The organism is uncultured Granulicatella sp., assembly GCF_963545075.1.
In the GTDB taxonomy this organism is placed as follows: Bacteria; Bacillota; Bacilli; order Lactobacillales; family Aerococcaceae; genus Granulicatella.
Genome location: NZ_CAUUHX010000013.1, coordinates 1 through 24576 on the forward strand (window position 1 = coordinate 1; position 24576 = coordinate 24576).

25 protein-coding genes and 1 pseudogene are annotated in these 24576 nt (G+C 32.9%); 4 read left to right on the forward strand and 22 right to left on the reverse strand.

The features are described from left to right. Positions 1-284: 284 nt before the first annotated feature. Positions 285-2594, reverse strand: a complete 2310-nt coding sequence (locus tag RWZ86_RS03075; protein WP_399544774.1) for a DNA translocase FtsK — start codon at positions 2592-2594, stop codon at positions 285-287. 61 nt (positions 2595-2655) lie between these two features. Next, complete coding sequence (locus tag RWZ86_RS03080) at positions 2656-2955, reverse strand: DUF1033 family protein (protein ID WP_314679900.1); 300 nt, start codon at positions 2953-2955, stop codon at positions 2656-2658. 108 nt (positions 2956-3063) lie between these two features. Here RWZ86_RS03080 and RWZ86_RS03085 point away from each other — a divergent pair, with 108 nt between their 5' ends. Further along, complete coding sequence (locus tag RWZ86_RS03085; RefSeq protein WP_314679902.1) at positions 3064-3342, forward strand: acylphosphatase; 279 nt, start codon at positions 3064-3066, stop codon at positions 3340-3342. Between the two features lie 110 nt (positions 3343-3452). Further along, positions 3453-4397, forward strand: coding sequence for a membrane protein insertase YidC (gene yidC, locus RWZ86_RS03090; protein ID WP_314679903.1), 945 nt, complete (start codon positions 3453-3455; stop codon positions 4395-4397). Between the two features lie 224 nt (positions 4398-4621). Here the strand turns inward: yidC and RWZ86_RS03095 are convergent, their stop codons facing one another. Continuing rightward, positions 4622-5095 carry an S-ribosylhomocysteine lyase gene (locus RWZ86_RS03095; RefSeq protein ID WP_314679906.1) on the reverse strand — a complete coding sequence of 158 codons (474 nt, stop codon included), beginning with the start codon at positions 5093-5095 and terminating at the stop codon, positions 4622-4624. 153 nt (positions 5096-5248) lie between these two features. Between RWZ86_RS03095 and RWZ86_RS03100 the strand changes: the two genes are divergently transcribed. Beyond that, on the forward strand, positions 5249-6337 hold the full coding sequence (locus tag RWZ86_RS03100) for an endonuclease/exonuclease/phosphatase family protein (RefSeq protein WP_314679908.1): 1089 nt from the start codon (positions 5249-5251) through the stop codon (positions 6335-6337). A gap of 318 nt (positions 6338-6655) precedes the next feature. Here the strand turns inward: RWZ86_RS03100 and RWZ86_RS03105 are convergent, their stop codons facing one another. The 6 genes from RWZ86_RS03105 to sufC all read right to left on the reverse strand — a co-directional run bounded on the left by RWZ86_RS03105 (position 6656) and on the right by sufC (position 12648). Then, complete coding sequence (locus tag RWZ86_RS03105; protein WP_314679910.1) at positions 6656-7180, reverse strand: isochorismatase family cysteine hydrolase; 525 nt, start codon at positions 7178-7180, stop codon at positions 6656-6658. Between the two features lie 339 nt (positions 7181-7519). After that, positions 7520-8914, reverse strand: a complete 1395-nt coding sequence (gene sufB, locus RWZ86_RS03110; protein WP_006702908.1) for a Fe-S cluster assembly protein SufB — start codon at positions 8912-8914, stop codon at positions 7520-7522. A gap of 2 nt (positions 8915-8916) precedes the next feature. After that, positions 8917-9366: a Fe-S cluster assembly sulfur transfer protein SufU gene (sufU, locus tag RWZ86_RS03115; RefSeq protein WP_314077434.1), complete on the reverse strand. Its 450-nt coding sequence runs from the start codon at positions 9364-9366 to the stop codon at positions 8917-8919. After that, on the reverse strand, positions 9353-10588 hold the full coding sequence (locus tag RWZ86_RS03120) for a cysteine desulfurase (protein ID WP_314679912.1): 1236 nt from the start codon (positions 10586-10588) through the stop codon (positions 9353-9355). The genes sufU and RWZ86_RS03120 overlap by 14 nt, the downstream gene beginning before the upstream one ends. Then, positions 10575-11867: a Fe-S cluster assembly protein SufD gene (sufD, locus tag RWZ86_RS03125; RefSeq protein ID WP_314679914.1), complete on the reverse strand. Its 1293-nt coding sequence runs from the start codon at positions 11865-11867 to the stop codon at positions 10575-10577. The genes RWZ86_RS03120 and sufD overlap by 14 nt, the downstream gene beginning before the upstream one ends. A 10-nt stretch (positions 11868-11877) precedes the next feature. Next, positions 11878-12648, reverse strand: a complete 771-nt coding sequence (gene sufC / locus RWZ86_RS03130; RefSeq protein WP_006702912.1) for a Fe-S cluster assembly ATPase SufC — start codon at positions 12646-12648, stop codon at positions 11878-11880. 222 nt (positions 12649-12870) lie between these two features. On the opposite strand from sufC, the gene RWZ86_RS03135 reads away from it, so the two are divergent. Continuing rightward, positions 12871-13611 carry a gamma-glutamyl-gamma-aminobutyrate hydrolase family protein gene (locus RWZ86_RS03135; RefSeq protein WP_314679916.1) on the forward strand — a complete coding sequence of 247 codons (741 nt, stop codon included), beginning with the start codon at positions 12871-12873 and terminating at the stop codon, positions 13609-13611. 257 nt (positions 13612-13868) lie between these two features. Here RWZ86_RS03135 and RWZ86_RS03140 read toward each other — a convergent pair whose 3' ends face one another. The 13 genes and pseudogenes from RWZ86_RS03140 to RWZ86_RS03200 form a co-directional block, all read right to left on the reverse strand. Continuing rightward, positions 13869-15116 (reverse strand): peptidoglycan bridge formation glycyltransferase FemA/FemB family protein, encoded by a 1248-nt coding sequence (locus tag RWZ86_RS03140; protein WP_314679918.1) that lies wholly within the window; start codon positions 15114-15116, stop codon positions 13869-13871. A 1-nt stretch (position 15117) separates the two neighbouring features. Beyond that, on the reverse strand, positions 15118-15495 hold the full coding sequence (locus RWZ86_RS03145; protein ID WP_314679920.1) for a glycine cleavage system protein H: 378 nt from the start codon (positions 15493-15495) through the stop codon (positions 15118-15120). After that, positions 15488-15853, reverse strand: a complete 366-nt coding sequence (locus RWZ86_RS03150; RefSeq protein WP_314679921.1) for an arsenate reductase family protein — start codon at positions 15851-15853, stop codon at positions 15488-15490. Before RWZ86_RS03150 ends, RWZ86_RS03145 begins: the two co-directional genes overlap by 8 nt. Positions 15854-15865: 12 nt before the next feature. Beyond that, positions 15866-17098 (reverse strand): FtsW/RodA/SpoVE family cell cycle protein, encoded by a 1233-nt coding sequence (locus RWZ86_RS03155; protein WP_314679956.1) that lies wholly within the window; start codon positions 17096-17098, stop codon positions 15866-15868. Between the two features lie 424 nt (positions 17099-17522). Further along, entirely contained in the window at positions 17523-18881 is a 1359-nt protein-coding gene (locus tag RWZ86_RS03160) for an FAD-dependent oxidoreductase (RefSeq protein WP_314679923.1), read from the reverse strand. A gap of 326 nt (positions 18882-19207) precedes the next feature. Next, on the reverse strand, positions 19208-19561 hold the full coding sequence (locus tag RWZ86_RS03165) for a PH domain-containing protein (protein WP_314404494.1): 354 nt from the start codon (positions 19559-19561) through the stop codon (positions 19208-19210). A gap of 115 nt (positions 19562-19676) precedes the next feature. Further along, complete coding sequence (locus RWZ86_RS03170) at positions 19677-20180, reverse strand: hypothetical protein (RefSeq protein WP_314679925.1); 504 nt, start codon at positions 20178-20180, stop codon at positions 19677-19679. A gap of 26 nt (positions 20181-20206) precedes the next feature. Beyond that, positions 20207-20575: a DpnII family type II restriction endonuclease gene (locus RWZ86_RS03175; RefSeq protein WP_314679927.1), complete on the reverse strand. Its 369-nt coding sequence runs from the start codon at positions 20573-20575 to the stop codon at positions 20207-20209. Between the two features lie 38 nt (positions 20576-20613). Beyond that, positions 20614-21057: pseudogene (locus RWZ86_RS03180) on the reverse strand (DNA adenine methylase); the annotation flags it as partial. A gap of 105 nt (positions 21058-21162) precedes the next feature. Continuing rightward, positions 21163-22206, reverse strand: coding sequence for an AAA family ATPase (locus RWZ86_RS03185; protein ID WP_314679929.1), 1044 nt, complete (start codon positions 22204-22206; stop codon positions 21163-21165). Continuing rightward, positions 22158-23111 carry a hypothetical protein gene (locus tag RWZ86_RS03190; protein WP_314679931.1) on the reverse strand — a complete coding sequence of 318 codons (954 nt, stop codon included), beginning with the start codon at positions 23109-23111 and terminating at the stop codon, positions 22158-22160. The genes RWZ86_RS03185 and RWZ86_RS03190 overlap by 49 nt, the downstream gene beginning before the upstream one ends. 74 nt (positions 23112-23185) lie before the next feature. Beyond that, positions 23186-23791, reverse strand: coding sequence for a hypothetical protein (locus tag RWZ86_RS03195; RefSeq protein WP_314679933.1), 606 nt, complete (start codon positions 23789-23791; stop codon positions 23186-23188). A 221-nt stretch (positions 23792-24012) separates the two neighbouring features. Next, entirely contained in the window at positions 24013-24570 is a 558-nt protein-coding gene (locus RWZ86_RS03200; protein ID WP_314679935.1) for a sugar O-acetyltransferase, read from the reverse strand. Between the last annotated feature and the right edge of the window lie 6 nt (positions 24571-24576).

Below are 24576 nucleotides of genomic sequence, written 5' to 3' on the forward strand. Positions count from 1 at the left end.
AAATAATTCCTATAACGAATAAATACAATAAGTGGTAATTCGTGAATAATTGAAATCCCGTTAAAAACATCCCAAGCGCTATAATAAATAGTATTGAGACAATTCGATTATTTTTCATTTCTACCCTTCTTTCTTTAGAATAATTTCTCACTATAAAAGTAACATATTCCTTCTTTCCTGACTATCCATCTAAAGACTGATTTCAAAAAAATGCTAGGTTAGCGAACCTTTTTGTTAGGTTTTATTCTAACATTTCGGCATCACTTGTCCTAGCATTTCATTTGTTACGCAGTTGGTGGATTTTGTGAGTCATTTTCATGATCAAAAGCATCTAAGTTTACTTTTCTTGGCTTACTTCCTTCCGAAGGCCCTACGTAACCTCTTGCTTCTAACTCTTCAATTAAACGAGCTGCACGATTGAATCCAATTTTAAATCGACGTTGAATATAAGAAGTACTAATCGTTTCTAATTCTCGAATCATTTCTAATACTTCATAAAACAAATCATCTTCAGGATCATCTGAACTTCCTTCTGGTGTTTCAGGTAGCATCATTGTCTCATCATATTCTACTTCTTGTTGTGTTTTTACAAATTCAACAATTCTTTCTACTTCTTCATCCGTTAAATAAGCTCCTTGTACACGAATCGGTTTATTCTCACCCATTGGAATATATAACATATCTCCACGACCCAGTAATTTTTCTGCACCACTTGAATCAATAATCGTACGAGAATCTGTACCACTGGATACTGCAAAGGCAATTCTTGAAGGTACATTTGCTTTAATAATTCCGGTAATAACATCAACAGATGGACGTTGCGTTGCTAAAATCATATGAATTCCCGCTGCACGAGCCATTTGAGCTAAACGAATAATTGCATCTTCGACTTCATTACTTGCAACCATCATTAAGTCTGCTAACTCATCCACAATCACTACAATATATGGAAGCAATGGATTCTCTTCTCCAGTTTCCGCATTATAAGAAGCTACATGCGCATTATAACCATCGATATTTTTCATTCCCATTGCGGCAAACATTTCATAACGTTTTTCCATTTCAGTTACAACTTTTTTCAAAGCTTGCGCTGCTTTTCTTGGATTTGTTACAACAGGCGTTAATAAATGAGGAATGCCATTATAGCCGTTTAACTCTACCATTTTAGGGTCAATCATCATTAATTTAACTTCATGAGGTTTTGTCTTCATCAAAATACTCGTAATAATCCCATTAATACAAACGGACTTACCACTACCCGTTGAACCAGCAATTAATAAGTGCGGCATTTTAGAAATATCACATAATCGAACATTTCCAGAAATATCTCTTCCTAGAGGCACGTCCAATGGTTTTGGTGATTGAAGAGCTGCTTGAATCACATCACTGAAAGCCACAAAACTTGTTTTACTATTTGGAACTTCAATTCCTACATAAGGTTTTCCAGGAATTGGTGCTTCAATACGAATATCTTTTGCAGCCAGAGCTAAGGCAATATCATCGCTTAAATTCACAATTTTACTTACCTTCACTCCAATAGCTGGCTTAATTTCAAATTTTGTTACAGCAGGCCCTACTAATGGATTTGGCATCACTTTTGCCTCTACTCCAAAACTTTCAAACGTTCTTTCTAAAATTTTAAGGTTTTTCTCTACTATCATCTTCTCATCGGATTGATCAGAAGGTGGAATTGGATTTAATAACGTTAATGGTGGCAATTGATAATCGGAATCATCCGTTCCTCCATTAATAACAAAGTCTTCTAAATCTTCTGTATCTTCCTCTACTTCTGTTGGTTCGATAAAAGGAGTAAAAGAAGTTGGTTCTTCTCTTTTCGGTTGAACAAACTCTTCTTCTACAACTGGTTTTGTAACAGGAGGTGTTGTTACTTCTGGATAAATTTCTTCAAACTCTTCTTCTTCGTCCTCTTCATCAAAAACAAAATTTTTCATCTTGTCTAGTAAAGAAGCTTTCTTTTCTTTTACTTCTTTTGGTTTTGTTTCAATGACTTCTTGTTTAGTTTCACGAACTCGAGAAGCTTTTTCCACTTTGTTTTCTTCTAATTGATGTTGAACTTGAGCTGTCCAATTTCTCAATACTTCGAAAACATCTTTTAAATGAATGTCAAATGCTACAAAGATGGCAATCATAAATAGTACGAAAATCGTTAAGTACGTTCCCCATTGAGAAACTAAGAAATAAGTAATGGTATAAAATAATGCTCCAATCATCCCAGAACCTAAATTTTGTTCGATAGCATTTGCTTTAAAATCAATTGCATAACGAGCCATCATTTCTTTAAATAACTGCCCGCCTTCTTGAACATAACTACTAAAACTTGCGACTTCTACCCAAAGAAAAATCGCAATAAGTAGACTAGTAGCAACTCCAATCCATTTTTTTGGAATAGAATGAATTCTCCCACGGAATAATACTCCAATGGAAGCGAGTATGCCAATAATCCCCGCATATATAAATAAATCTCCTACAAAAAAACGAATACTATTTGCAAAAAATCGTCCTAGAAATCCTAATTTAAAAATGGCTAAAAATTGAATGAGAATCAAAATTGCCATTACAATTTCAATGGACATCGTAGACTCAGTCTTCTTTTTTGTAGATTTTCTTTTTCTTTTTTGTTCTTGCTTAGCCACTTTACTCTCCTTCTGAATATAGTTTTCCTTCTGGTGTTAAAATGAGTACTCCATAGTAGATTTGCAAACAATCTTCACAGGACTCACAATATTCACATTCATTTTCATCCCAAAATGCGCAAGAAAAATTTTTCTCACGTTTCTTTTGATATTTAGCTGTATATGTTTCTACTAATTGTTTATAAAGTTCTTTTGCTTCTTCTAAAGTAGAACATGATTCTTCTAAAACAATCATCTCTTTCCAGTCGTCCATCATCCACCAAGGTTCATCAACCCCTTTTGTCTGGATCACACAATACATATCTATCACCTCTCTTCAACAGTATACCAGACTTTTTCAAAACTTGTTATCTTCATCCATTGAAAATTCATATATTTTTGATAGGATAGTGAAAAAGGAGGAATTCAAATGATTACTTTACGTTTAAGAGTCTGGGGAGTTGTTCAAGGAGTTGGATTTCGTTTTTATACAAAACGTTTAGCAGATCAATTACAAATGAATGGAATGGTAAAAAATAAAATCGATGCTTCCGTTGAAATTATTGTTCAGGATACCCCTGAGAGAGCCTATGCCTTTGTAGACCGAGTAAAAACGTCTCCTCCCTCTCCATACGCAAAAATTCGTACATCGACATTAGATATTATTGAAAATGAACCCATTTATAAAGGATTCTCCATTTATTATTAATGATAAAAAATAAACGGAAATATCCTAATGCGACTGATTTTCATTGCTATTCTAGGAAATATAAAGTAAAATAATTGTGTTTGACATAAAAAAATAAAGGAATGTGATTCATGAAATTAACAAAAAAAGTTCAATTAGCAGCTCTATCGAGCTTACTTGTACTATTCCTTTCTGGATGTGTACAAATCGACAAAGCCACTAATCAACCATATGGAATTGTCTATGATTATTTAGCAGTACCAACTCAAACCATTTTAAACTGGATTGCTTCAGCATTCGGTGGAAACTATGTCATTTCTATTATGATTGTTTCAATTGTTGTTCGTATTATTTTAATGCCAACGATGTTTAAGCAAATGAAAACAATGTTAATGAACCAAGAAAAAATGGCATTATTAAAACCATATATTGATAAAATGAACGAACGTTATGGGGACAACCCAACACCTGAACAACGTATGGAAGTTCAACAATATACAATGGAAATTTATCGTTTAAATAATGTTTCATTAACAGGTGGCTTGGCTTCTGGATGTCTTCCAATATTAGTTACAATGCCAGTCTACAGTGCTTTATATAATGCAATTTTATACTCTCCAGAAATTTCAAATAGTACATTTATGGGAGTTTCATTAGGTAGTACGTATTTACCAATTGCAATCGCAACTGCGGCTATTTATTTAATTCAAGGATATATTAGCCAAATTTATATGGATGAAACGCAAAAAGCTCAAGCAAAAGCGACTCTGTATATGATGCCAGTGATGATGTTAATGTTCACTGTTGGTACAGCTGCAGGGATTGGGATTTACTTCTTCACTTCTGGATTGACAGCTATTTTACAAACATGGATTCAAAACCAATTCATTCGTCCAAAAGTAAAAGCTGAAATCGATGCAGAATTAGAAGCTCAAGGAAATTCAGTTATCTTGCCAGATACAACTAATACTGTTAAGAGTGCTAATAATGCAGCTGCTACACCAGCTCAACAAACATTTGCACAAAGAAACCGCACATCAACAGGAAAAAACAGCGGAAAACAAAATAGAAAATAAACTAAAAAAATTAATTAAGACTTTTATGAAGTTGCTAAGGACGCCAGCAACCCCTTCGGGTTTCATGGCTAAATTTTGAGCCTGTAGTCTCAAAATTTCCTGTAATATAAGCTTTTTAAGCTTATATTACTCAAGCTACTTCAAGAAAGTCTTTTTTTAATGGTAATAAAAAAACGTGAAGTTAGGAGTTTACACTCTCTACTTCACGACAATGGTTCCGTCTATTATATAACTTTTCTTTCGAATGGGTCGATGCTGATGCCTTGTTCTAATACTTGTTTTGCGTATTCTTTTGCACCGAATAATGAATGGTCTTTGTAGTTTCCACATTGTACAGCTGAAATTCCTTGAATATCTTCAAAACGAATGTCATTCACAATTTGTTCTAAGGTTACTTTTAGCGCAACTGCAATTGTTTCTGCACTTGGAGTTCCCCATGTAATTAAATGGAATCCTGTACGGCATCCAAATGGAGAAATATCAATAATTCCGTCTACTCTATCTCTTAATAAATCCGCTAATAAATGTTCAAATGTATGAATTACACCTGTTGGCATTTCTTGCTTATTTGGTTGCAAGAAACGAATATCGAAATTTGTAATTTGATCTCCTTTTTCTCCAACTTCTACTGTAATTTTACGCACATAAGGTGCAATCACTTTATTATGATCTAATGTAAAGCTTTCTACTTCTGCCATAACAAAACCTCCTAGTAATCTTAATAACAGAGCCACTATACACCAAAATAGAAAGCACTGTCAATGAAATGAAATTCATCCCTTTATGTACTTTTAACGTATCGTGCTATAATTATGGATAAAGAAATTAATTGATAAGCAAAGGAATGCATTATGAAAAGAAAAACATCTTTCAAACGAAAACTATTTTATTTTTTAAGTCCTCTTCTCATACTGATTAGTGTGATTATTGGTTATTTTATCTATGGCTATACAGCTTATTATCGTTTAGAAGATAACTTACCTTTAACAGTTACAAGTCCTACAGACCAATCCCTCGATGCTGGAAAAGATTACACCATTTCCTCGTTTAATATTGGATATGGAGCTTACCCTCAAGACTATAGCTTCTTTATGGATGGGGGGAAATATTCAAGAGCTTACAATCGAGAAACTGTATTAGACAATATGCAAGGAATCCAAAATGCTATTCAAACGATTCAACCAGATATTGCTCTATTCCAAGAAATAGACACGGATGGAGATCGTTCCCAACATGTTGATGAAGTAGAATTTATCACTCAGGCTTTTGAGAAGCAAAATTGGGTATTTGGACAAAACTATGATTCACCGTATTTATTTTATCCAATATTAGACCCAATTGGCAAAGCAACTTCTGGATTACTAACGATGTCAAAATACACGATTCAATCGAGTCAACGATATAGTTTACCAATTGAAACAAATTTTAATAAATTTTTCGATTTAGACAGAGCTTTTACAGTTAGTTACTTACCCGTATCAAATCAGAAACAATTAGCTTTAATCAATATTCATTTATCAGCTTATACAAAAGACCCAACCATTGGAAAAAGCCAACTAGACAAACTATTTAACTATATGGAAAGTGAATATGAAAAAGGAAACTATGTCATTGTCGGCGGTGACTTTAATCATGATATTTTACTTGGAAAAAGTCCGGAAGTCTTTCAAACATCTGATGAACCACAAACTTGGACTCACCCATTTCCAGTAGAAAACCTATCGAAGCATTTTACATTAGCGACTCAAGGATTAGCAGAACAAAAAATCCCTTCTGCTCGTGCATTAGACGAAGGCTATCAAAAAGGAAAAACATTCGTGACATTAGTCGATGGATTCATAATTTCTGACAATGTTCAATTCAATCATGTCCAAGCACACGACTTTGAATTCCAACATTCCGACCACAACCCCGTTTCAATGAGTTTTAAATTGAAATAAAAAAATAGCGCATTGTAGCGCTATTTTTTTATTTCATCCAAGATATTTGACTTAAAAAACACGGAACGGAATAGTCTCCGAACAAGACAATCGATTAGTTACTCATATAAAGCAACTAACTCCCTACTGTTGTGCTTTTTAGGCTTATCGCAAGGGAACAGTTCATTAGCTCTGCCAAGCAGTGTAACGTGCTTTTTTACACTTCTATATCACTATAGATTATTGAAAAAATCTGTAATTGAAAGGATAAAATTTCTCCCTCAACTCTGACATCATTCTATAATAACTATTTTCTTTTGTCAATTTTTAGTGATTCTATCAATTTTTACTTTCAAATTCATCAAGATATAATACTTCTACTTGTCCTGACCAATCTAATATACAACCAATGAAATCAACAATATCTAAGTCCTTCATTTCATATGTTTCCCCATTATTCACACTGGCAGTTGCATCTTCAATATACGTTACTTTATATCCTCTATCTGAAGCAATAATAGCAGAAAATAAACAACAATATTCCGCATTTAATCCTGTAATCACAACTTCTTTAATTTGATGCTTCACTAAAATCTCCGTCAAATCTTTACAGTGAAAAATATTTGGAGTCTCTTTTTCAACAATATAGTCCGCTAAGACTGACAATTCTTCATCTAAACGTCCACTTTCGTTTCCATTGTAAATAATACTATTTTCATCCTCATCAATATGTCTCGTATTAATGATGATATCTCCATTTTGTTTAAAAATATTTTGTAACGTTAAAATGTTTTTTCTTAACTCGTCAAAATTTCCACGTTCTAACATGCCTTTTTGACAGTCTAATACAATTAGTGCTTTCATTTGTTCTCCTTTATAACATTCTTATCTATTATAGTTACATAGTGACACTATCAATTTTACCTCAGTAGTCTCTGATTGTCATTAAACAAAACTTATTCATTTTGTACAAGAAATAGAAGTAGTAAATCTCTGGTACTTTTCCCATTCTAACTTAAAATTGGTTATTATTTAGTTGAAACGTAAGTCATTTATGATAAAAAGAAAAAAAACTTTTCTTCGTAGCAAAAGTACTTTGTACAGGGAAAATTTGAGACCTAGGCTCAAATTTTAGCCATGAGACAGCAATTGCTGGCTGCTGGCGATCTTGCTATGTAAGGAAAGTTTTTTTCTTTTTATCGGTTAACCAACTGACCCTTCCATCTCGTACGCAATTAATCGGTTTAATTCAACTGCGTATTCCATTGGAAGTTCTTTTGTAAATGGTTCAACGAATCCCATGACAATCATTTCTGTTGCTTCAGATTCACTAATCCCTCTACTCATTAAGTAGAATAATTGTTCTTCGGAAATTTTTGATACTTTTGCTTCATGCTCTAAAGCGACTTTATCATTATGAATTTCGTTAAATGGAATCGTATCTGATTTCGATAAATCATCCATAATAATCGTGTCACATTCAATATGAGAAATAGAATAATCAGATTTCTTACTGAATGTTACTTGTCCACGATAGTTTACAACACCGCCATCTTTTGCGATTGATTTTGAAACAATCGAACTAGAAGTATGAGGTGCATTATGAATCATTTTCGCCCCTGTATCTTGGTGTTGCCCTTCTCCAGCAAAGGCAATGGATAACATCGTTCCTTTTGCATAAGGCCCTTCTAAAAATACAGAAGGATATTTCATCGTTGTTTTTGCTCCTAAGTTTCCATCGATCCATTCTACTGTTCCATGAGCCGCTGCACGAGCACGTTTTGTTACAAGGTTGTAAACATTATCAGACCAGTTTTGAATCGTTGTATAACGGCAATAGCCACCTTCTTCTACGAAGATTTCTACAATCGCAGCATGTAAGCTATTTGATGAGTATGTTGGTGCTGTACATCCTTCTACATAGTGTACGCTTGCGCCTTCATCTACAATAATTAATGTACGTTCAAATTGTCCCATATTTTGGTCATTAATACGGAAGTATGTTTGAAGTGGAACATCACATTTTACGCCTTTTGGTACGTAAATAAATGTTCCTCCTGACCATACTGCTGAGTTTAATGCTGCTAATTTATTGTCTGTTGGTGGTACTAATTTTGCAAAATATTTTTCGAACAATTCTGGGTATTCTTTTAATGCTGAGTCTGTATCGGTGAAGACAATTCCTAGTTTATCAAATTCTTCTTTCATATTGTGATACACAACTTCTGACTCAAACTGTGCAGAGGCCCCTGCTAAATAAGCACGTTCTGCTTCTGGAATCCCAATTTTTTCAAATGTATCTTTGATTTTCTCAGGAACATCATCCCAAGAACGAGCTGGTTTATCACTCGCACGTTTGAAATAGGTAATCGCATCAAAATCAATATCTGATAAATCTGCTCCCCATGTTTGCATTGGCATTTTTTCAAATGCTTTTAAAGATTTTAGTCGGAATTCAAGCATCCATTCTGGTTCGTTTTTCATTTTTGAAATTGTACGAACGACTTCTTCGCTTAATCCAACTCCACTATCAAATACGGGCGTTACATCTTCATGAAAGCCATACTTGTAATCTTCTAATTCTGGAACTCCACTCATTTTTAAATTCCTTTCTTGTTTTTCTGTTCAACTGCTTTTTCTAATGCTTTCCATGCTAAGGTTGCACATTTTATACGTGCAGGGAATTTAGAAACTCCACTTAGTAAGGCAGCATCTTCTAATCGATCTTCATTCACACTTTGTCCTTGCACTAATTTTGAAAAATCTTCTGCTAATTCCAAAGCTTCTGGTAAAGTTTTTCCTTCTAAAATAACACACATCATACTGGCACTCGCCATACTAATCGAACAACCTTGTCCATCAAATCGAGCACTTGTAATATGACCATCGTCTGATAATTCTAATTGTAACTGTAATACATCGCCACAAGTCGGATTATTTAACTCGATAACTTCAGCTGTTTTTTCAGTTTGAATTCCTTTATGACGAGGAAAATTCGAATGGTCTAAAATCACTTGGCGATATAATTGATCTAATTTAGATAAAGCCATCTGAGAAAAACTCCTTTACTTTTTGTAATGCTTCTATGAAAAATTCAGCTTCTTCCATTGTATTATAAATATAAAAACTAACACGTGCAGTTGAAGAAACGCATAAATCTCTCATTAATGGTTGCGCACAATGATGTCCTGCACGAATTGCGATTCCTTCCATATCTAAGGCAGTTGCTAAATCGTGAGGGTGAACGCCATCCATTGTAAATGAAATAACGCCACTTCTTCTTGAAACATCCGTTGGACCATGAACGGTCACACCTTCCATTTGTGTTAATTTGTCATAAACATACGCTACTAATTGTTGTTCATGAGTATGAATCTGATCCATTCCAATTTGTTCTAAATAATCAATCGCTGCTCCTAATGCAATTCCACCGGCAATATTGGGGGTTCCTGCTTCAAATTTCCACGGAAGTTCATTCCATGTACTTTCTGTATCATACACGAAATCAATCATTTCCCCACCAAGTTCGATAGGTTGCATTTCTCCTAATAATGCTTGCTTTCCATATAAAACTTCAATACCTGTTGGAGCTAACATTTTATGACCACTAAACGCATAAAAATCACAATCCAAGTCTTGTACATTGATTTTCATATGAGGTGCTGCTTGAGCGCCATCAACAACTAATACTCCTCCAACTTCATGGACGATTTCTGCTAATGCTTTAATCGGTTGAATCGTCCCTAACACATTGGAAGCATGAGCAATTGAAACGATTTTTGCTTGATGAGTCAACACTTCTTTTGTAGCTTGTAAATCTAGTTCCCCTTCCTCGGTTAATGGAAGGAAGTTTAAACTAGCCCCTGTTTGAAGTGCTAATTGTTGCCATGGAACAAAATTAGAATGATGCTCCGTTTTACTAATCCAAATCTCGTCTCCTTCATGCAGGCGACATTTGGCAAAACCTTGCGCCACCCAATTGATTCCAGTCGTTGTTCCTCTTGTAAACAATACTTCCTTTATTGAAGAAGCATGGATAAAGGCTTGAACTTTTTGACGACTCGCTTCATAAGCATCTGTAGCTAATTGTGCTAGTGTATGCACGCCACGATGAATATTGGCATTATAATGACGATAATACTCTTCCATACAACGAATCACACTTTCAGGCTTTTGCGTTGTAGCAGCATTATCCAAATACACTAATGGTTCATCATTAACGGTTCTAGTTAAAATTGGAAAATCTTTTCGAATGTCATTACTGTTCATCATTTTTCGCCAACTTTTGATCAATCATTTCTACTAATTCTTTTTGTGTATTTTGTGCTGGAATGGCACTAATTACAGAACCTAAGAATCCACGAATCACTAAACGTTTCGCTTCTGCTTGGCTAATTCCACGGCTTGTTAAGTAGAATAATTGTTCATCATCCACTTGTCCCACACTTGCCGCATGTCCTGCTGTTACTTCATTTTCATCAATTAATAAAATTGGGTTTGCATCTCCACGTCCGCCTTCAGAAAGCATTAATACACGGCTCTCTTGTTGTGCATCTGCGAATTTTGCTCCTTTAATAATATGCCCAATTCCGTTAAATGTTAACGTTGATTTATCAAGAATAACTCCATGTTGTAAAATATGTCCAACTGAGTGATTTGCATAGTTTGTCACTCTTGTATCAATTCCTTGAACTTGTTTACCAGTTGAAATGGCAACCACATTTACTTTTGCAGTAGAACCTGCTCCACGTAATTCACTATCGAAGTCTGCGATTACATTTCCGTCATTCATAATGCCTAATGCCCATTCAATCGTAGCATCTTTTTCTAAATAACCACGACGATTCATGTATGCATCCGTTGGTTGACCTAATGTATCAACCGCTGCAAAATGAACTTTTGCTCCTTCTTTAGCAATCACTTCTACAATGATATTCGCAGTATTTTTACGGTCTCCAATACTTTCGAAACGTTCCACATAAGATAGTGAACTATTTTCTTCAGCAACAATTAATACGTGTTTTACGAATGCTTCGTCTACTGTATTATTTTGTACAAAATGAGATTCAATAATATCTTCTACTACAACATTTTTAGGAACATAAATGAAAATTCCTGAATTAACCATTGCTGCATGATACGCTGTTAAGCTATCTTCATCCACTGGTACAGCTTTTGTCATATAGTATGGTTTCACTAATTCTGGATATTGTTGTAATGCTTCAAATAAATCCATTACTAATACATCTTGCATCGCTGTTTCAACATTCATCTCTTCCCAGTAAGAAACTGCTCCTAATTGAACAATTTTTGCACTTCCTACTGCACTTGGAATGTCTTTTTCTAATTCTGTAATGAGTGAGTTTGCTTCTCCAATTTCACTTTGGAATAAATTCCAGCGATGGAATTTTACACGCTCAATAAATGGTAATGGTAATTGTTTCGCTAATTCCAATGCTTTTAAACGAATGTCTAAAAACCAATCTGGTTCATTCTTTAGAAGTGAGAATGAAGTCAGTTGTTCTGGTGTTACGGTTAATTTCTCTGCCATTCTCTTTCTCCTATTCTTGATGTTCTAAAGAAATTCCTAATTCTTCACTAATTCCTTTATATCCTTCTGCTTCTAGACGTTTTGCTAATGCAGCATCTCCTGTCATTACCACACGTCCGTCCATCATAATATGAACAACATCTGGTTCAATATAGTTTAATAAACGTTGATAGTGAGTAATAATTAATGATCCAAAGTTTTCTCCACGCATCGCATTAACTCCACGAGAAACTACTTTAAGCGCATCAATATCTAACCCTGAGTCGATTTCATCTAAAATGGCAAAACTTGGCTCAATCATCATTAATTGAAGGATTTCATTACGCTTCTTTTCTCCTCCAGAGAATCCTTCATTCAAGTAACGCTCTGCCATTTCTTCTGGCATATCTAAAATCGCCATTTTTTCATCTAATTTTTTGATGAACTCACGAACACCCATTTTATTGTCTTCATCACGACGAGCATTGATAGCTGAACGCATGAATTCTGCATTTGTTACTCCAGCGATTTCACTTGGATATTGCATGGCTAAAAATAGACCAGCACGAGCACGTTCATCTACTTCCATTTCAAGAACGTTTTCGCCATCTAATAAGATTTCTCCTTCTGTTACTTCATAACTTGGATGTCCCATAATTGCTGCAGAAAGTGTTGATTTCCCTGTACCGTTTGGTCCCATTACTGCATGAATTTCACCAGTATTGATGGTTAAATTAACACCTTTTAAAATTTCTTTATCTTCAATTGACACATGTAAATTTTTAATTTCTAATGTTGCCATTATTAAGCCCCTTTCAAAATAAATCCTCAATCCTATAACAGAATATTTTATCTGTCACATTATTAATATTTTATCTTAAATGAGAACGATTATCAAAAGATAACGTTTCGAATCCATATCTTCTACTGCAACTTTTTCACTAATTTTCATATAAAAAACTTTTCATTTTCATGAAAATGGAGTATCATATAAACTACTTACAATGCGAAAGGGGAAAAATAGATGCAGCAATATCCTTTAATAGGAATTTCAGGGAATCATCGTCAAGATAATACTGAACATGATACCTATATCCTATCTTATGCACCTAACGGATTTGTTACTGGATTAGAAAGAGCCAAAGCCATTCCAGTAATCTTACCGATTGTTTCTCAAGAAACAGCTCACGAATATATTTCAAGAGTTGACGCATTAGTTTTATCAGGAGGGCAAGATGTTTCACCTCTTTTATATGGAGAAGAACCTCATATTAACTTAGGAAGAACTTATCCAGTAAGAGATGCGTATGAACTTGCGCTAATTGAAGAAGCTTATCGTCAACGTAAACCAATTCTTGCCATCTGTAGAGGGATTCAAATTTTAAATGTTGCTTTTGGAGGTACTTTATATCAAGACATCCAATCGCAATATCCAGAATCAACGATTTTACATGTTCAAAAAACAATGCCTTCTACTGCTACTCATACAATTGAAATTACAGAAGGCAGTGAATTATCTAAAATTTTTGGAACGAAAACAGTGATTAATTCGTATCATCATCAAGCGGTTAAAGAGCTTGCTCCAAACTTCAAAGCTGTTGCTTGGAGTGCGGATGGATTAATTGAAGCTTTTGAGTCGAATGAAGAAGGACAATATGTTCTAGCATTACAAGGTCATCCAGAAACAATGGTGAACGATTACGAAGGAATGCAAGAATTGTTCAACCATTTTGTACAGTACGTTAAGGAGAAAAGACTTTTCTAACATGTAGTATTTAGGAAGCAAGCAGCCTCGCAAAAGCGAGTCTCATTGCTAAACTTCGAGCCTAGGTCTCGAAGTTTCCAACAAAAAAAGCCACTTTAAGTGGCTTTTTTTGTTCATACTACATTGAAAAGTCTTTTCTCTTTTTTGCAATTTCTAATACCAAAATAAGAAAAAATAGACTTTTCTGCGTAACAAAAGTTAATCGTCCTTTTTGCTACTTCAAAGAAAAGTCTATTTCTGTAGATTTCTGTAGATTCTTAAATCTTCTTGAATTTCGCTATAACCCCTAATGCTGAACTTAGTGTTTTTGTAAAGTTTCCAACTGGTTGAACGAGTCTGCCTCCAAATTGACGTTTGAAGTTAAAGTTTCCTTCATTTTGGTTCGCTTGATTCGTTTCAATCGTTCCATAGAAATTATAATACTTAAATCCATTGTCTTTTGCATATTTCATCATTTCCCAGTTCAATAAGCTTGAACCACCAAAGTTTAAGTATTCTTCATGAGAACCACCAAATACTGAAATGACTTCATCCCCATAACACATAAATAAGTATCCTGATAAAGCTAACATTGGATTATGAATGTCTAATGCTTCAAAAGTCTTCTTACGTTTTTGGTAACTCGCTAATTGATCTTTAGCATCTGTAATTAATCCACGTGTTTTCTTCACATGTTTTCCTTCTGCTTCACGGACTGCTAATTCTTTTTCCAATTCTTCTACTCTATTTGTAAAGAATTCAATTCTTTCATGATAATAAGCTTTATACGCTTCAACATCTAAGAATGCAACCATGTATTTCACTTTATCCTGGAATGCTTCTTTCATTTGTTGGAAATAGCTGAAATCTTGTACTCGGAATCCTTTTCGAACAGAAGTCTCACTTAAAATCGAATAGAAAATTTCTAAATCATCTAATTCTAATTCACGAATCGTAATATGAGATTCTACTGCTTTACGTAAGTCACGTTTTAAGGAATTCGAATAATCTTTATAAATCGCTTCGCTATCTTCATATTCAGATAAATCTTTTCTGAATAATTGTCCCATAACTGCTCGACCATCTAAATCTAAGAAACGGTCATAACCAGCTTTTTCAAAATTTGCTAATAATTCTGGATAACGGCACTCTTCTACAACTTCTAATGATTCATTAATGACTTTATTCATCATATATGGATTCATTTCCACTCTGGCAATACCTTGTTCTTTCAAGAACTCTTCTAAACTTTCTAACATTTGAGGAAGTTGTGCAATTTTATCGTCTTCAAATAATGGACCTTGAATCATCACGGCTTCTTTGAAAAATCTGAAACGTCTACGGATTCCTACTAAACCTTGCGCAATCCATTCGTCTCCTTCTGTCCAAGCAATAAAGAATACTTCTTCAAATACACTACGTTGCTCATGAACTTCTGCCATTTGTCTTGTTTGTAAAAAATTGGCACACTCAAAACTTTCTTGACGTTGTTCAAAAATTTCTGCTGAAATCATTTGTACTTGCATTCTAGTTTCCACACCCTTCTTTCTTCTCACAAACGATTGGTAAATCTTTGTCTAATAAACTTGCAAATGCTTCTTCATCCACTTCTTCTAATGTATAAATCCAGTTCACAGCTGTATCCACTTGGTTTAACATTTCAGGATTGTCTTCTAATTCTGTATGCCAAGCAACTACTTTTCCTGATAATGGACTAACAAATTCTGTCACAGCTTTTGCTGCTTCAACACTCATAAATGAATCTTCTGTTGTTAAAGTTTCTTGATTGAATAATTCTACAAAACTTACATCTCCAATATCATCTTGACCTTTTGGAGAAATTCCTACTGTATAACGATTTCCCTCTTGTTTAATCCATAATCCATTTTCACTATATTTAATCATTTGATTCACCTTTCAATAATTCTTCATATTGTTCTTCTTTAAACCCAAAGAACACTGCATTGTCACTGACTAATAATGGACGTTTGATTAGCATTCCATCACTGGATAATAATTCCATCGCTTTAGAAGTTTCCATTGTTTTAATCACATCTTTTAATCCCAATTTACGATATAATTCTCCACTTGTATTGAATACTTTTGTCAGTGGTAATGCACTTCTTTCAAATAGTACTTGTAATTCTTCAGCTGTTGGAGCTTCTTCACGAATATCTTTTACTTCAAATGAAATATTGTGTAGTTCTAACCATTTTAAGGCTTTCTTACAAGTTGTACATTTTGGATGGCTATAAATAATCATGTCTGTTCTCCCTTACGCTCTTGCTTTTAAAAATTCTTCTGGTAATTGTTGTTGTTGTCTTGTTTGTTGGTTAAATGGATCCTCATCTTCCCCAAAAATATTACTCTTGAAGTGGTATCTCATTGACATCATTAACCCAATTCCCATCATATTTCCTAATAGAGAAGATCCCCCTTGCGAAATAAATGGTAATGGAATCCCTGTTAATGGTAGTAGTCCGATTGTCATTCCGATATTTTCTACAACGTGGAATAAAATCATCATAATTACTCCTGTTGCAATATAAGAATAAAACTCATTTTTTGTATCAAAACATACACGAATCATTTGATAAATTAAAATGAAATACACGGTAATTAAGAATGTTCCGCCTAGGAATCCGAAGTTTTCACCGATTGTCGCAAAAATTAAGTCTGACTCACGAACGGGAACGTATACTTCTGAGTGTCCGTATCCTTTACCGAACATTTTTCCTGATCCGATAGCTTTCAAACTTTGGAATAATTGGAATCCTGCTCCGCCTTGGTCACGATATGGATCTAACCATGAATCGATACGACCGAATTGATAATTTTTGAATCCGATATTTAATAATAATTGTCGGTTATACACTACTAAGTAAATCAATAATGAACCAATTAAAATGGCTGTTAAAATTAATGGTAATAAGATTTTCCAGCTAATTCCTGACATAATCATAACGCCGCCAAGAATCATTAAGAATACTAAGGTTGTTCCTAAGTCATTTTGTAGGATAACGAGTAATAACGCTGGTAATGCATATGCGATTAATTTAGCAAATAGATACCAGTCGGTACTTCTTGTACGATACTTCGTTAACATGTTATGATGGGTCGCTACTTTTGCGAGCATCAGGATGTAGAAGATTTTTACGATTTCGGATGGTTGGAATGAGAAGCTAGCGATTCTGAACCAACTTTTCGCACCGGTTGCGGCTGCGGTTCCTCTGTCGTAGAGGAATAGGACGGCTACTAGGAGTATGAGTCCTATGATGTAACTCAGGGTGGTTAGTTTCCATAGTTGTTCTGAGTCAAATTGCATGATAACGATAATAGCGATTGTGCCGACTACATACCACGCAAATTGCATGAAGACGGTTCTGAGGGATCCGTGTGCTACTTGGATATAAGTGGTTGATAGTAGTGTCGCTATACTGATTAGTGCTAGTAATAAGACGGGTAGGATGATTCCGTAGTCGATGCGGGAATCTTGCTCGTCGTACATAATTTTCCTTTTCATTGGGTACTCCTCTTCTGTTATTGTATCTAATGTCTGAGTTCTATATTCCTGATGGAATACAACGTTCTTATTGTAACATAGAAACGAACAGAAATGCTAATTCAATCGTTACCTTAATTCTTTTTTAGGAAATCTCGTGAATAGAAAGAAAAAATCATTTTTACTGTTGCTGGGACGCCAGTAGCCCCCTTTGGGTCTCTTGGCTAAAATTTGAGCCTAGGGTCTCAAATTTTCCCGTAATATAAGCCACTGCTGTTGTGGCTTATATTACTGCTACGGTAAAAATGTTTTTTTCTTTCTATTCACTCTCCTTAACGTGAGGGGCGATTATGTTATTAAGAGTGGCAAACGCAAAAAACGACAAGTGTCGTTGGGATACTTGTCGTTTTTGTTTCGTTATTGAACTAAATTATTTGCCTTCAGCTAATACACGTTCTTGTTCTACTGCAGCTTGTCCTAAGATGTTTAAGTAGTTCCATGGACGGTCGAATACTGGTTGGAAGAAGAAGTCTACATAAGCTAAGTCTTCGATTGTCATTTTGTTTTGGATTGCTAATGACAATGTGTTTGCAGAAGCTGTACAGTCGTATTTAGACATTACTTGTCCACCTACGATACGGTTTGTACCTACTTCGTAAACTAATTTCATGTAGATTTTTTCGTATGTTGGCATGAATTCTGGACGGTGGTTATCTACTACGTATACTGAACGTACGTCTAATCCAAAGTGAGGTGCGCTACCTACGTTTACACCTGTTGAACCAATGTTCCATCCGAATAAGTGTAATCCTGATGTAGATTGTGTTCCACGGTATTTAACTTTGTGTCCGTTAATGTTTTTACCAACTAAAGCACCCATACGTACAGCGTTTGTTGCTAATGGAATGTAAGCATGTCCATCGTTAGGGTTGTAGTTAACAGCACAGCTATCTCCAGCTGCGAATACATCTTTAACAGATGTTTCCATGTAGTCGTTAACGATGATTGCACCGTTAGGCATTGTTTCTAATTGGTCTTTTACTAAGTCGTTGTTTGGACGGAAACCTACACATAAGATAACCATGTCAGCTTCGTATTCGCCACCTGAAGTTACAACTTTGTTTACAACTCCGTTTTCACCTTCAAATGATTTAACCATTTCGTTTAAGCGAACTTGTACACCACGTTCACGTAAGTCTTCTTCTAAGATATCAGTGAATTCTGGGTCTAAGTATTTGTTTAAGATACGGTCTAATCCGTCAACTAATGTTACTTCTTTACCTTCTAAAGCAAATGCTTCTACTAACTCGATACCGATGTATCCACCACCGACAACAACGATTTTCTTCTTGTCAGTTTTCTTAGCAAAGATTTCTTTAGCTTGGTTATAGTTTTTACATAATTGAACATTTTCTAATTCACGTCCTGGGATTGGAGGAAGAATTGGCCAAGAACCAGTTGTTAAAACTAATTTATCAAAAGTTTCTGTTTTTTCTTCTCCTGATTTTAAATCTTTAACTGTTAAAGATTTACCTTTTGTATCGATGCTTGTTACATCGTGTTCCATATGAACTTCTGCTCCTAATGAAGCTAATTCTTCTGGACTAGAATAGAATAAGCCTTGAGGGTCTTTCACAACTCCTCCTACGTATAACGCAATACCGCATGATAAGAATGATACATTGTCATTTCTTTCATATACTACGACTTGTGCGCCTGGGTTATCATTTAAAATTGTTTTTACTGCAGCAGTACCCGCATGAGTACATCCAACTACTACAACTTTCATTATATGTTAGCCTCCTAAATTTTCATGATAAATAAGAATGATTCTCATCTACAAGTGATATCGTACACATTTTTGAAGTAAATTGCAAACTTTTAGCTTAATTTTTTAATAAATTTTTTATTTTAAATTTTCAATTGAAAGTGTTTCATTTTTTATACCATTTTTTACAATAACTAAAGGGATTTCCAAAGTTTTAATTGAATAGAAACTTTATTTGTTTAAATGCTTACATCATCTAACAAAAATCGCTTACGCTCCTTTTTGTAAATCATTTTTCATTTTCAATAAAAAAACCGTGGACAACATTTCATCCACGGCAAATTATTTTATAGAATATATTCAGCGAGTAAACGTTCAAAGGTGCGAATATTAATATCTCGCTTCAGCTGAATCTTAATATTCCCCGCTCTTGTCCACAACTCTACTTCTGAAGTGAAATCTAACATTCCAGCATTTTCCGTAGACCACATATGAACAGAACTATATGGTAAAGAATAAATCTCAACCTTGCTTCCAGTTAACCCTTGAACATCCTTAACAATTAATCGCTTATTGGTAAAAATCGCTACATCACGAACGGTTCTAAATGCTCGCTCCGCTACTTCTCCACTAATTAATAGTTCTTGAACATCATGAGGTACTGGAATTTCTTGATAAAATATCCAACTTAAATTTGTCATACTGCTAGTTCTCCATTCCTAAAGCAATTCTTTTAACGATAGATGTTACTAGTGCGTTCCCCATAAAGAAATAACGCATTCTGTCAGCAACTTCTCAAATAGCTTTTTTTACATTCTACTTTTTCTTGCCCTTATTATTTGATTTCATTGAGCTAGAACCTAATTTATTTCTAATTGCATCTGAACATACTTCTGTTAAAGGTAATCCAATTGCTTCTTTATAATTAAATCCCAACAATTGCATTGTTTTTAATGTATCTTTATTTAAAAGTCCAACTAAATTTAATAAATTTTCTTGTTCTTCTGTATTCGTTCCAGAAAATGAAAATAATAATTCTATAACTTTAACCAAAGTATTATGTAAATATTCTATATCTTTATCATCTATATTAACTCTTTCATATTCTTCTTTATAAGCTTGCGCTATACGTATTGCTAGTTCTCTCTCTGAAAGTAACTCATTAATAATTTCTTCATAAGAATTACGTAATTTTTCTGCACTCTTTTCTTCACGTAGTGATGTTATTTTAGCATTTATTAATGTTGTTGTTCCTTTTATAGTCAAACTTAACAATTCAGCACCTGCTTTTACTAAAGCATCTGAAATAATATCCTCCATAATCTCCCTCCTAATTAAAATAATTTTTAAAGTAATTCTTTTAAAATACCATTTTTCAAATCATTAATATTATATAGATACGTTAATACTTCAAATGTTTCTCTTAAATTTTTCTTTGCTTGGAACCATCCTTGACCATCTGTAAACCATACAAACTCTACATTTGGAATTGTTTTTGTTTCCTCTGTAATCATTTTATAAGAACGAGCTGTCTCATTTAATTTTGATCCGCCACCAGAATAGAAATTAGTTTCAATTAAGTAAACTGTAGAATCTCTTTTTATAACAAAATCAAATCTTTTTTGATGTATTTCCTTTATTTGTGCTTGCGGATAAATCAACATTAAACAGTTGTTCAACTTCATTTTGATAGATTTCTTTATATAAATTAACACCCATCACAAACCCTTCTTGTTCCAAATAACTTTGAACAATATTTTCCATACGGTACATTAAATTGATTTTTAGAATTTACTCTATACAAACCATTGAAATTTACTCTTAACATATAGAGGATTCGAGCAGCTCTTTCTACATTTGACATCCTTTCTAATCTGCCATCTCTATCTGCTGAACGAATATCTAAATAATAATCTTTTGAATTGTTATTTTTATGTTCCTCTAAAAGAGTTATTAATTCTAATGGATTTTCTTTTATTACTTTATAGCTATTTATGAGTTCTTCATTAAAATCATTAATACATGCATTTTCTGGACATAATTCAAAAAACAACGCTCCCCCACCAATAAAAGGTTCAAAATAACGATTATATTCAATCGGCATAAGTTCTTTAATTGTTGGTATTAATTGTCTTTTACCACCTGTCCACTTTGTAAAAGGTTGTAATTTTATTTTTTCTCTTTGTATTTTTTCCATATTTTTATTATATCATACCCCTTATAACACTCCAATTTATAGATTAAAATATCTTTTCGTTACAATTTAACTTTATAAATGAAGACAAATAATTCACTTTTATTGTTAATAGTTTAAATCTGAAAAATAAGTATTTCGAATATATGATTGTAAATACTTATCAACTATAATTTTTTCTTTTACTTTCTCAATATAATCCCCAACTAGAAATCTATTAGCTAATCCTCCAGTTATCTGACCTTTTAAATTACATACTTTTAAAAGTTCGAAGTATTTTTTATCGTTAACTAGTTGAATAATTTCTTGTTCTTTTTGTGCATAAAGATCTTGAATATTAAAATTAGAAAATTTTTTCAGTTGATTTTGAATATCAATAAATTCAGCATGTTCTTCAATTTTTTCTTTTAATAAATAATTTTCAACACATTTCTTAATATATGTTAAAGCAATTTTTCCAGTACTTTCTTCTATCTCTTTAAAAAATTTTGATTTAAATTCTTCTATTATATTATTATATTTTAAAGCATTTACATTTTTCATGTATGTTTCCATAATATGATCTTCAAAAAATAACATTTCAATTTCATTAAATTGAAGAACTTCTATTTGTTTCTCTTTATACTTTTCTATTTGCTCTTCAGTTAAATTATCTAAATCAATTATCCCATACGCGGTATTTAACCCTTCCAATTCATTAACTGCTTTAACATTATTAATTACTGAAATATGTCCTTCAGAAGGAATAACTGTATATTTTTCTCCAAATAATGCTTTATAAATATGATAATCATGGCTTGCTTTTGTACCTTCACAAAATAAATATGGTTTTGAACTTCCTAAAATCTCTGTTAACATTTGCTTAGGCAATTCATTTTCTTCTGTTAATAGTTCTAACTTCCATTCATCTGGATAAACAAACTCCTTTATCCATGCAATTTGAGCATTACTTCTTCCTAATACAAAATCTACAGAATGAGTAATAAATACGAATTGTGTATTGGGTTTTTCTTCTTTTAATTTATCCCATAATAAATTTGAAATGGAAGGATTTAAATATGTTTCTGGTTCATCAATAATTATTAATCCATCATCTTTAGCCATTAAAACACTAATTGCATAATAGAGTACAACTTTTTCTCCTTCTGACAAACCATTAACAGAATATTCTTTTCCATTTTTTCTACTAGTAAAGGGATATCAGATCCCATAATAAAATTTAACTTTATATTATGAAATAATAATTCAAATATTCTTTTTACTTTTTCGAATACAGTATTTTCTTTTTTAACTTCTTTATCACCAGCTTGAAGTTTATATAAAACGTTTGTATACTCTGTCTGCATTGCTATTATCAGTTTTGTAAATTGATTAGTTATTAATTTAAAAAAGTCATAAGTAGTTTGTGTATTTTTAGATTCTTTAATAATATTTTCTAAAAGTTCATCTTTAATATCATGTTTATCAACTCTTAATGAATTACCTTCATTAATATTAAAATTTAATACTTTTTGTGCTCCAATCACAGACATAGAATTAAATGTACTTCCTTTTAGATAATTAGCTAAAAATGACTTTCCTTTTCCATTTCCACCAATTAAAACTATGTCTTTTTCAATTTCTGAAAACCTTTTCAAAACAACAAGACTATTTATATCCTGATTTAACTTTTTCCAATTTAATACATTTATAAAACTTTCAAAACTATTATCTTCTTTTTTAAAATATTTTATTTCATATGGAAATTCAAATTCGTTTAAAATATTATTATAGTACTGACTTATTTTGGTTTGTTTTATTTCTGCATTCAAATTGGAATACTGTTCTAACCATTTAATTTGTTTATTCAAATACAAAATAACTTTCTCGAATAATTGTTCAAATGAAAGGGAAGAAAATTTATAATTTCCTGTTTCATCATTGTAAATTTGTTCCTTATATTGAGGATACTTTATATTATATTCATTTTTTAATATACCTTTACTTCCATTTAAAATTTCAATGTATTCTCTTAAATCAACAATTTTATTTTTTAATTCTTCTTCATTAATTAACATTTGATTTTTCCTATTATTTCCTTATATTTTTTCTATGATTTTTTCAAAAATTTTCAACTCAATAATATATAAATTTAACTTAACTCTTCAAATAAAGGATTTCTTATTAATTTAATTCCTGATTTTTCATATCTAGCAAATATATTTTTCCCATCCCAATCATCTGGCATTTCATTCTTTAAAAGTTCTTTATCCTCCGATATAGTAATCAGTGCGACATAATAATACTCTTCTATTCTTTCTTTTATTTCATTTTTCAATTTAAAAGTAATTTCTGAAGAATTTTTTGCTAAATCTTCAATAGGTTTCTGAATATATCTTTTTTTAGGAATTATATGTTCGTAACGCAAAAATAATTTCCCATTTTGTACATTTAACCCATGTTCTTTAAAATACTCCCATGCTTTTTCGCTAAAAAAATCAACTTCAATTCTATGATCTAACTTTCCCTGTATTGAATATTTTTCTCGTACATATTTTCTTAATTTCTTACGTATATTTTTATCAAAACTTTTTATACCTGCTTCAGATATAAAACTGTGATCATTATATAGATTAATCCATTCATCTTTAAATTCACTTTCCATTTCGTGATATAAAGAATATCTTGCTTTATAGTGGTAATATAATAATTCTGTCATTTTATCTACGTCAATACTTCTAATAAATTCAGATTTCATAAAAATTCTCCTCTAATTTTAATAATTTTTACATTTCTTCTACTTTTATTATTTCAAATTAATATTATTTTGATTATTACTACATATATTTTCATTATATATCATCCCTTTCAAAATAGAAAACGTTTTTATATGCAAAAATAGTCATTTTTTCCATTATTCCTCCCACATTTCCCTATCAAAAAAGTACTCTACGAAACGTAAAGTACTTTTTTATTTCTTTATTTCACCGGAATTTCTTTAATGACTCGTGCTGGGTTTCCTACTAGGACGACGTTGTCTCCGAATGATTTTGTGATGACTGCTCCGGCTCCTGCAACGACATTGTTGCCTAATGTGACTCCTGGTAGGACTGTGACTCCTCCTCCTGCCCAGAAGTTATCTCCTATTGTAATAGGTGCTCCATATTCTTTTCCTGAATTGCGTTCGGTTGGATCTAATGGGTGAAGGGGTGTCAAGAATTGACAATTTGGTCCAATCATAGCATTCTTTCCTATAGTAATCGGGCAAACGTCTAACATCGTTAGATTGTAATTTGAATAAAAGTTTTCTCCAATATGAATGTTAATGCCGTAATCGACGACTACCCATCTGTTAATGTATACATTTTCTCCTGTTGAGCCAAACCACTTTTTAATGATTTTAGCTCCTTCTTTAGGGCTTTCTTCGTTGTTGAAGGCATTTTGTTTTTGTCTAGATTCTTTTGATAACTGAACTAATTCTGAATCTGATGGAGAATACGATTCTCCTGCAATCATTTTTTGATATTCACTTGTCATTTTTGC

Bases quoted from the DNA above. Each gene is read 5' to 3' on its own strand.
- RWZ86_RS03170 (WP_314679925.1), bottom strand. From the start codon at position 20,180: ATGGAGGATATTATTTCAGATGCTTTAGTAAAAGCAGGTGCTGAATTG.
- sufD (WP_314679914.1), bottom strand. From the start codon at position 11,867: ATGGCAGAGAAATTAACCGTAACACCAGAACAACTGACTTCATTCTCA.
- RWZ86_RS03095 (WP_314679906.1), bottom strand. From the start codon at position 5,095: ATGGCAGAAGTAGAAAGCTTTACATTAGATCATAATAAAGTGATTGCA.
- sufB (WP_006702908.1), bottom strand. From the start codon at position 8,914: ATGAGTGGAGTTCCAGAATTAGAAGATTACAAGTATGGCTTTCATGAA.
- RWZ86_RS03100 (WP_314679908.1), top strand. From the start codon at position 5,249: ATGAAAAGAAAAACATCTTTCAAACGAAAACTATTTTATTTTTTAAGT.
- sufU (WP_314077434.1), bottom strand. From the start codon at position 9,366: ATGGCTTTATCTAAATTAGATCAATTATATCGCCAAGTGATTTTAGAC.
- RWZ86_RS03140 (WP_314679918.1), bottom strand. From the start codon at position 15,116: ATGCAAGTACAAATGATTTCAGCAGAAATTTTTGAACAACGTCAAGAA.
- RWZ86_RS03155 (WP_314679956.1), bottom strand. From the start codon at position 17,098: ATGTACGACGAGCAAGATTCCCGCATCGACTACGGAATCATCCTACCC.
- RWZ86_RS03085 (WP_314679902.1), top strand. From the start codon at position 3,064: ATGATTACTTTACGTTTAAGAGTCTGGGGAGTTGTTCAAGGAGTTGGA.
- yidC (WP_314679903.1), top strand. From the start codon at position 3,453: ATGAAATTAACAAAAAAAGTTCAATTAGCAGCTCTATCGAGCTTACTT.
- RWZ86_RS03145 (WP_314679920.1), bottom strand. From the start codon at position 15,495: ATGATTAAATATAGTGAAAATGGATTATGGATTAAACAAGAGGGAAAT.
- RWZ86_RS03120 (WP_314679912.1), bottom strand. From the start codon at position 10,588: ATGATGAACAGTAATGACATTCGAAAAGATTTTCCAATTTTAACTAGA.
- RWZ86_RS03200 (WP_314679935.1), bottom strand. From the start codon at position 24,570: ATGACAAGTGAATATCAAAAAATGATTGCAGGAGAATCGTATTCTCCA.
- RWZ86_RS03105 (WP_314679910.1), bottom strand. From the start codon at position 7,180: ATGAAAGCACTAATTGTATTAGACTGTCAAAAAGGCATGTTAGAACGT.
- RWZ86_RS03150 (WP_314679921.1), bottom strand. From the start codon at position 15,853: ATGATTATTTATAGCCATCCAAAATGTACAACTTGTAAGAAAGCCTTA.
- RWZ86_RS03080 (WP_314679900.1), bottom strand. From the start codon at position 2,955: ATGTATTGTGTGATCCAGACAAAAGGGGTTGATGAACCTTGGTGGATG.
- RWZ86_RS03075 (WP_399544774.1), bottom strand. From the start codon at position 2,594: ATGTCCATTGAAATTGTAATGGCAATTTTGATTCTCATTCAATTTTTA.
- RWZ86_RS03195 (WP_314679933.1), bottom strand. From the start codon at position 23,791: ATGAAATCTGAATTTATTAGAAGTATTGACGTAGATAAAATGACAGAA.
- RWZ86_RS03190 (WP_314679931.1), bottom strand. From the start codon at position 23,111: ATGTTAATTAATGAAGAAGAATTAAAAAATAAAATTGTTGATTTAAGA.
- RWZ86_RS03135 (WP_314679916.1), top strand. From the start codon at position 12,871: ATGCAGCAATATCCTTTAATAGGAATTTCAGGGAATCATCGTCAAGAT.
- sufC (WP_006702912.1), bottom strand. From the start codon at position 12,648: ATGGCAACATTAGAAATTAAAAATTTACATGTGTCAATTGAAGATAAA.
- RWZ86_RS03160 (WP_314679923.1), bottom strand. From the start codon at position 18,881: ATGAAAGTTGTAGTAGTTGGATGTACTCATGCGGGTACTGCTGCAGTA.
- RWZ86_RS03165 (WP_314404494.1), bottom strand. From the start codon at position 19,561: ATGACAAATTTAAGTTGGATATTTTATCAAGAAATTCCAGTACCTCAT.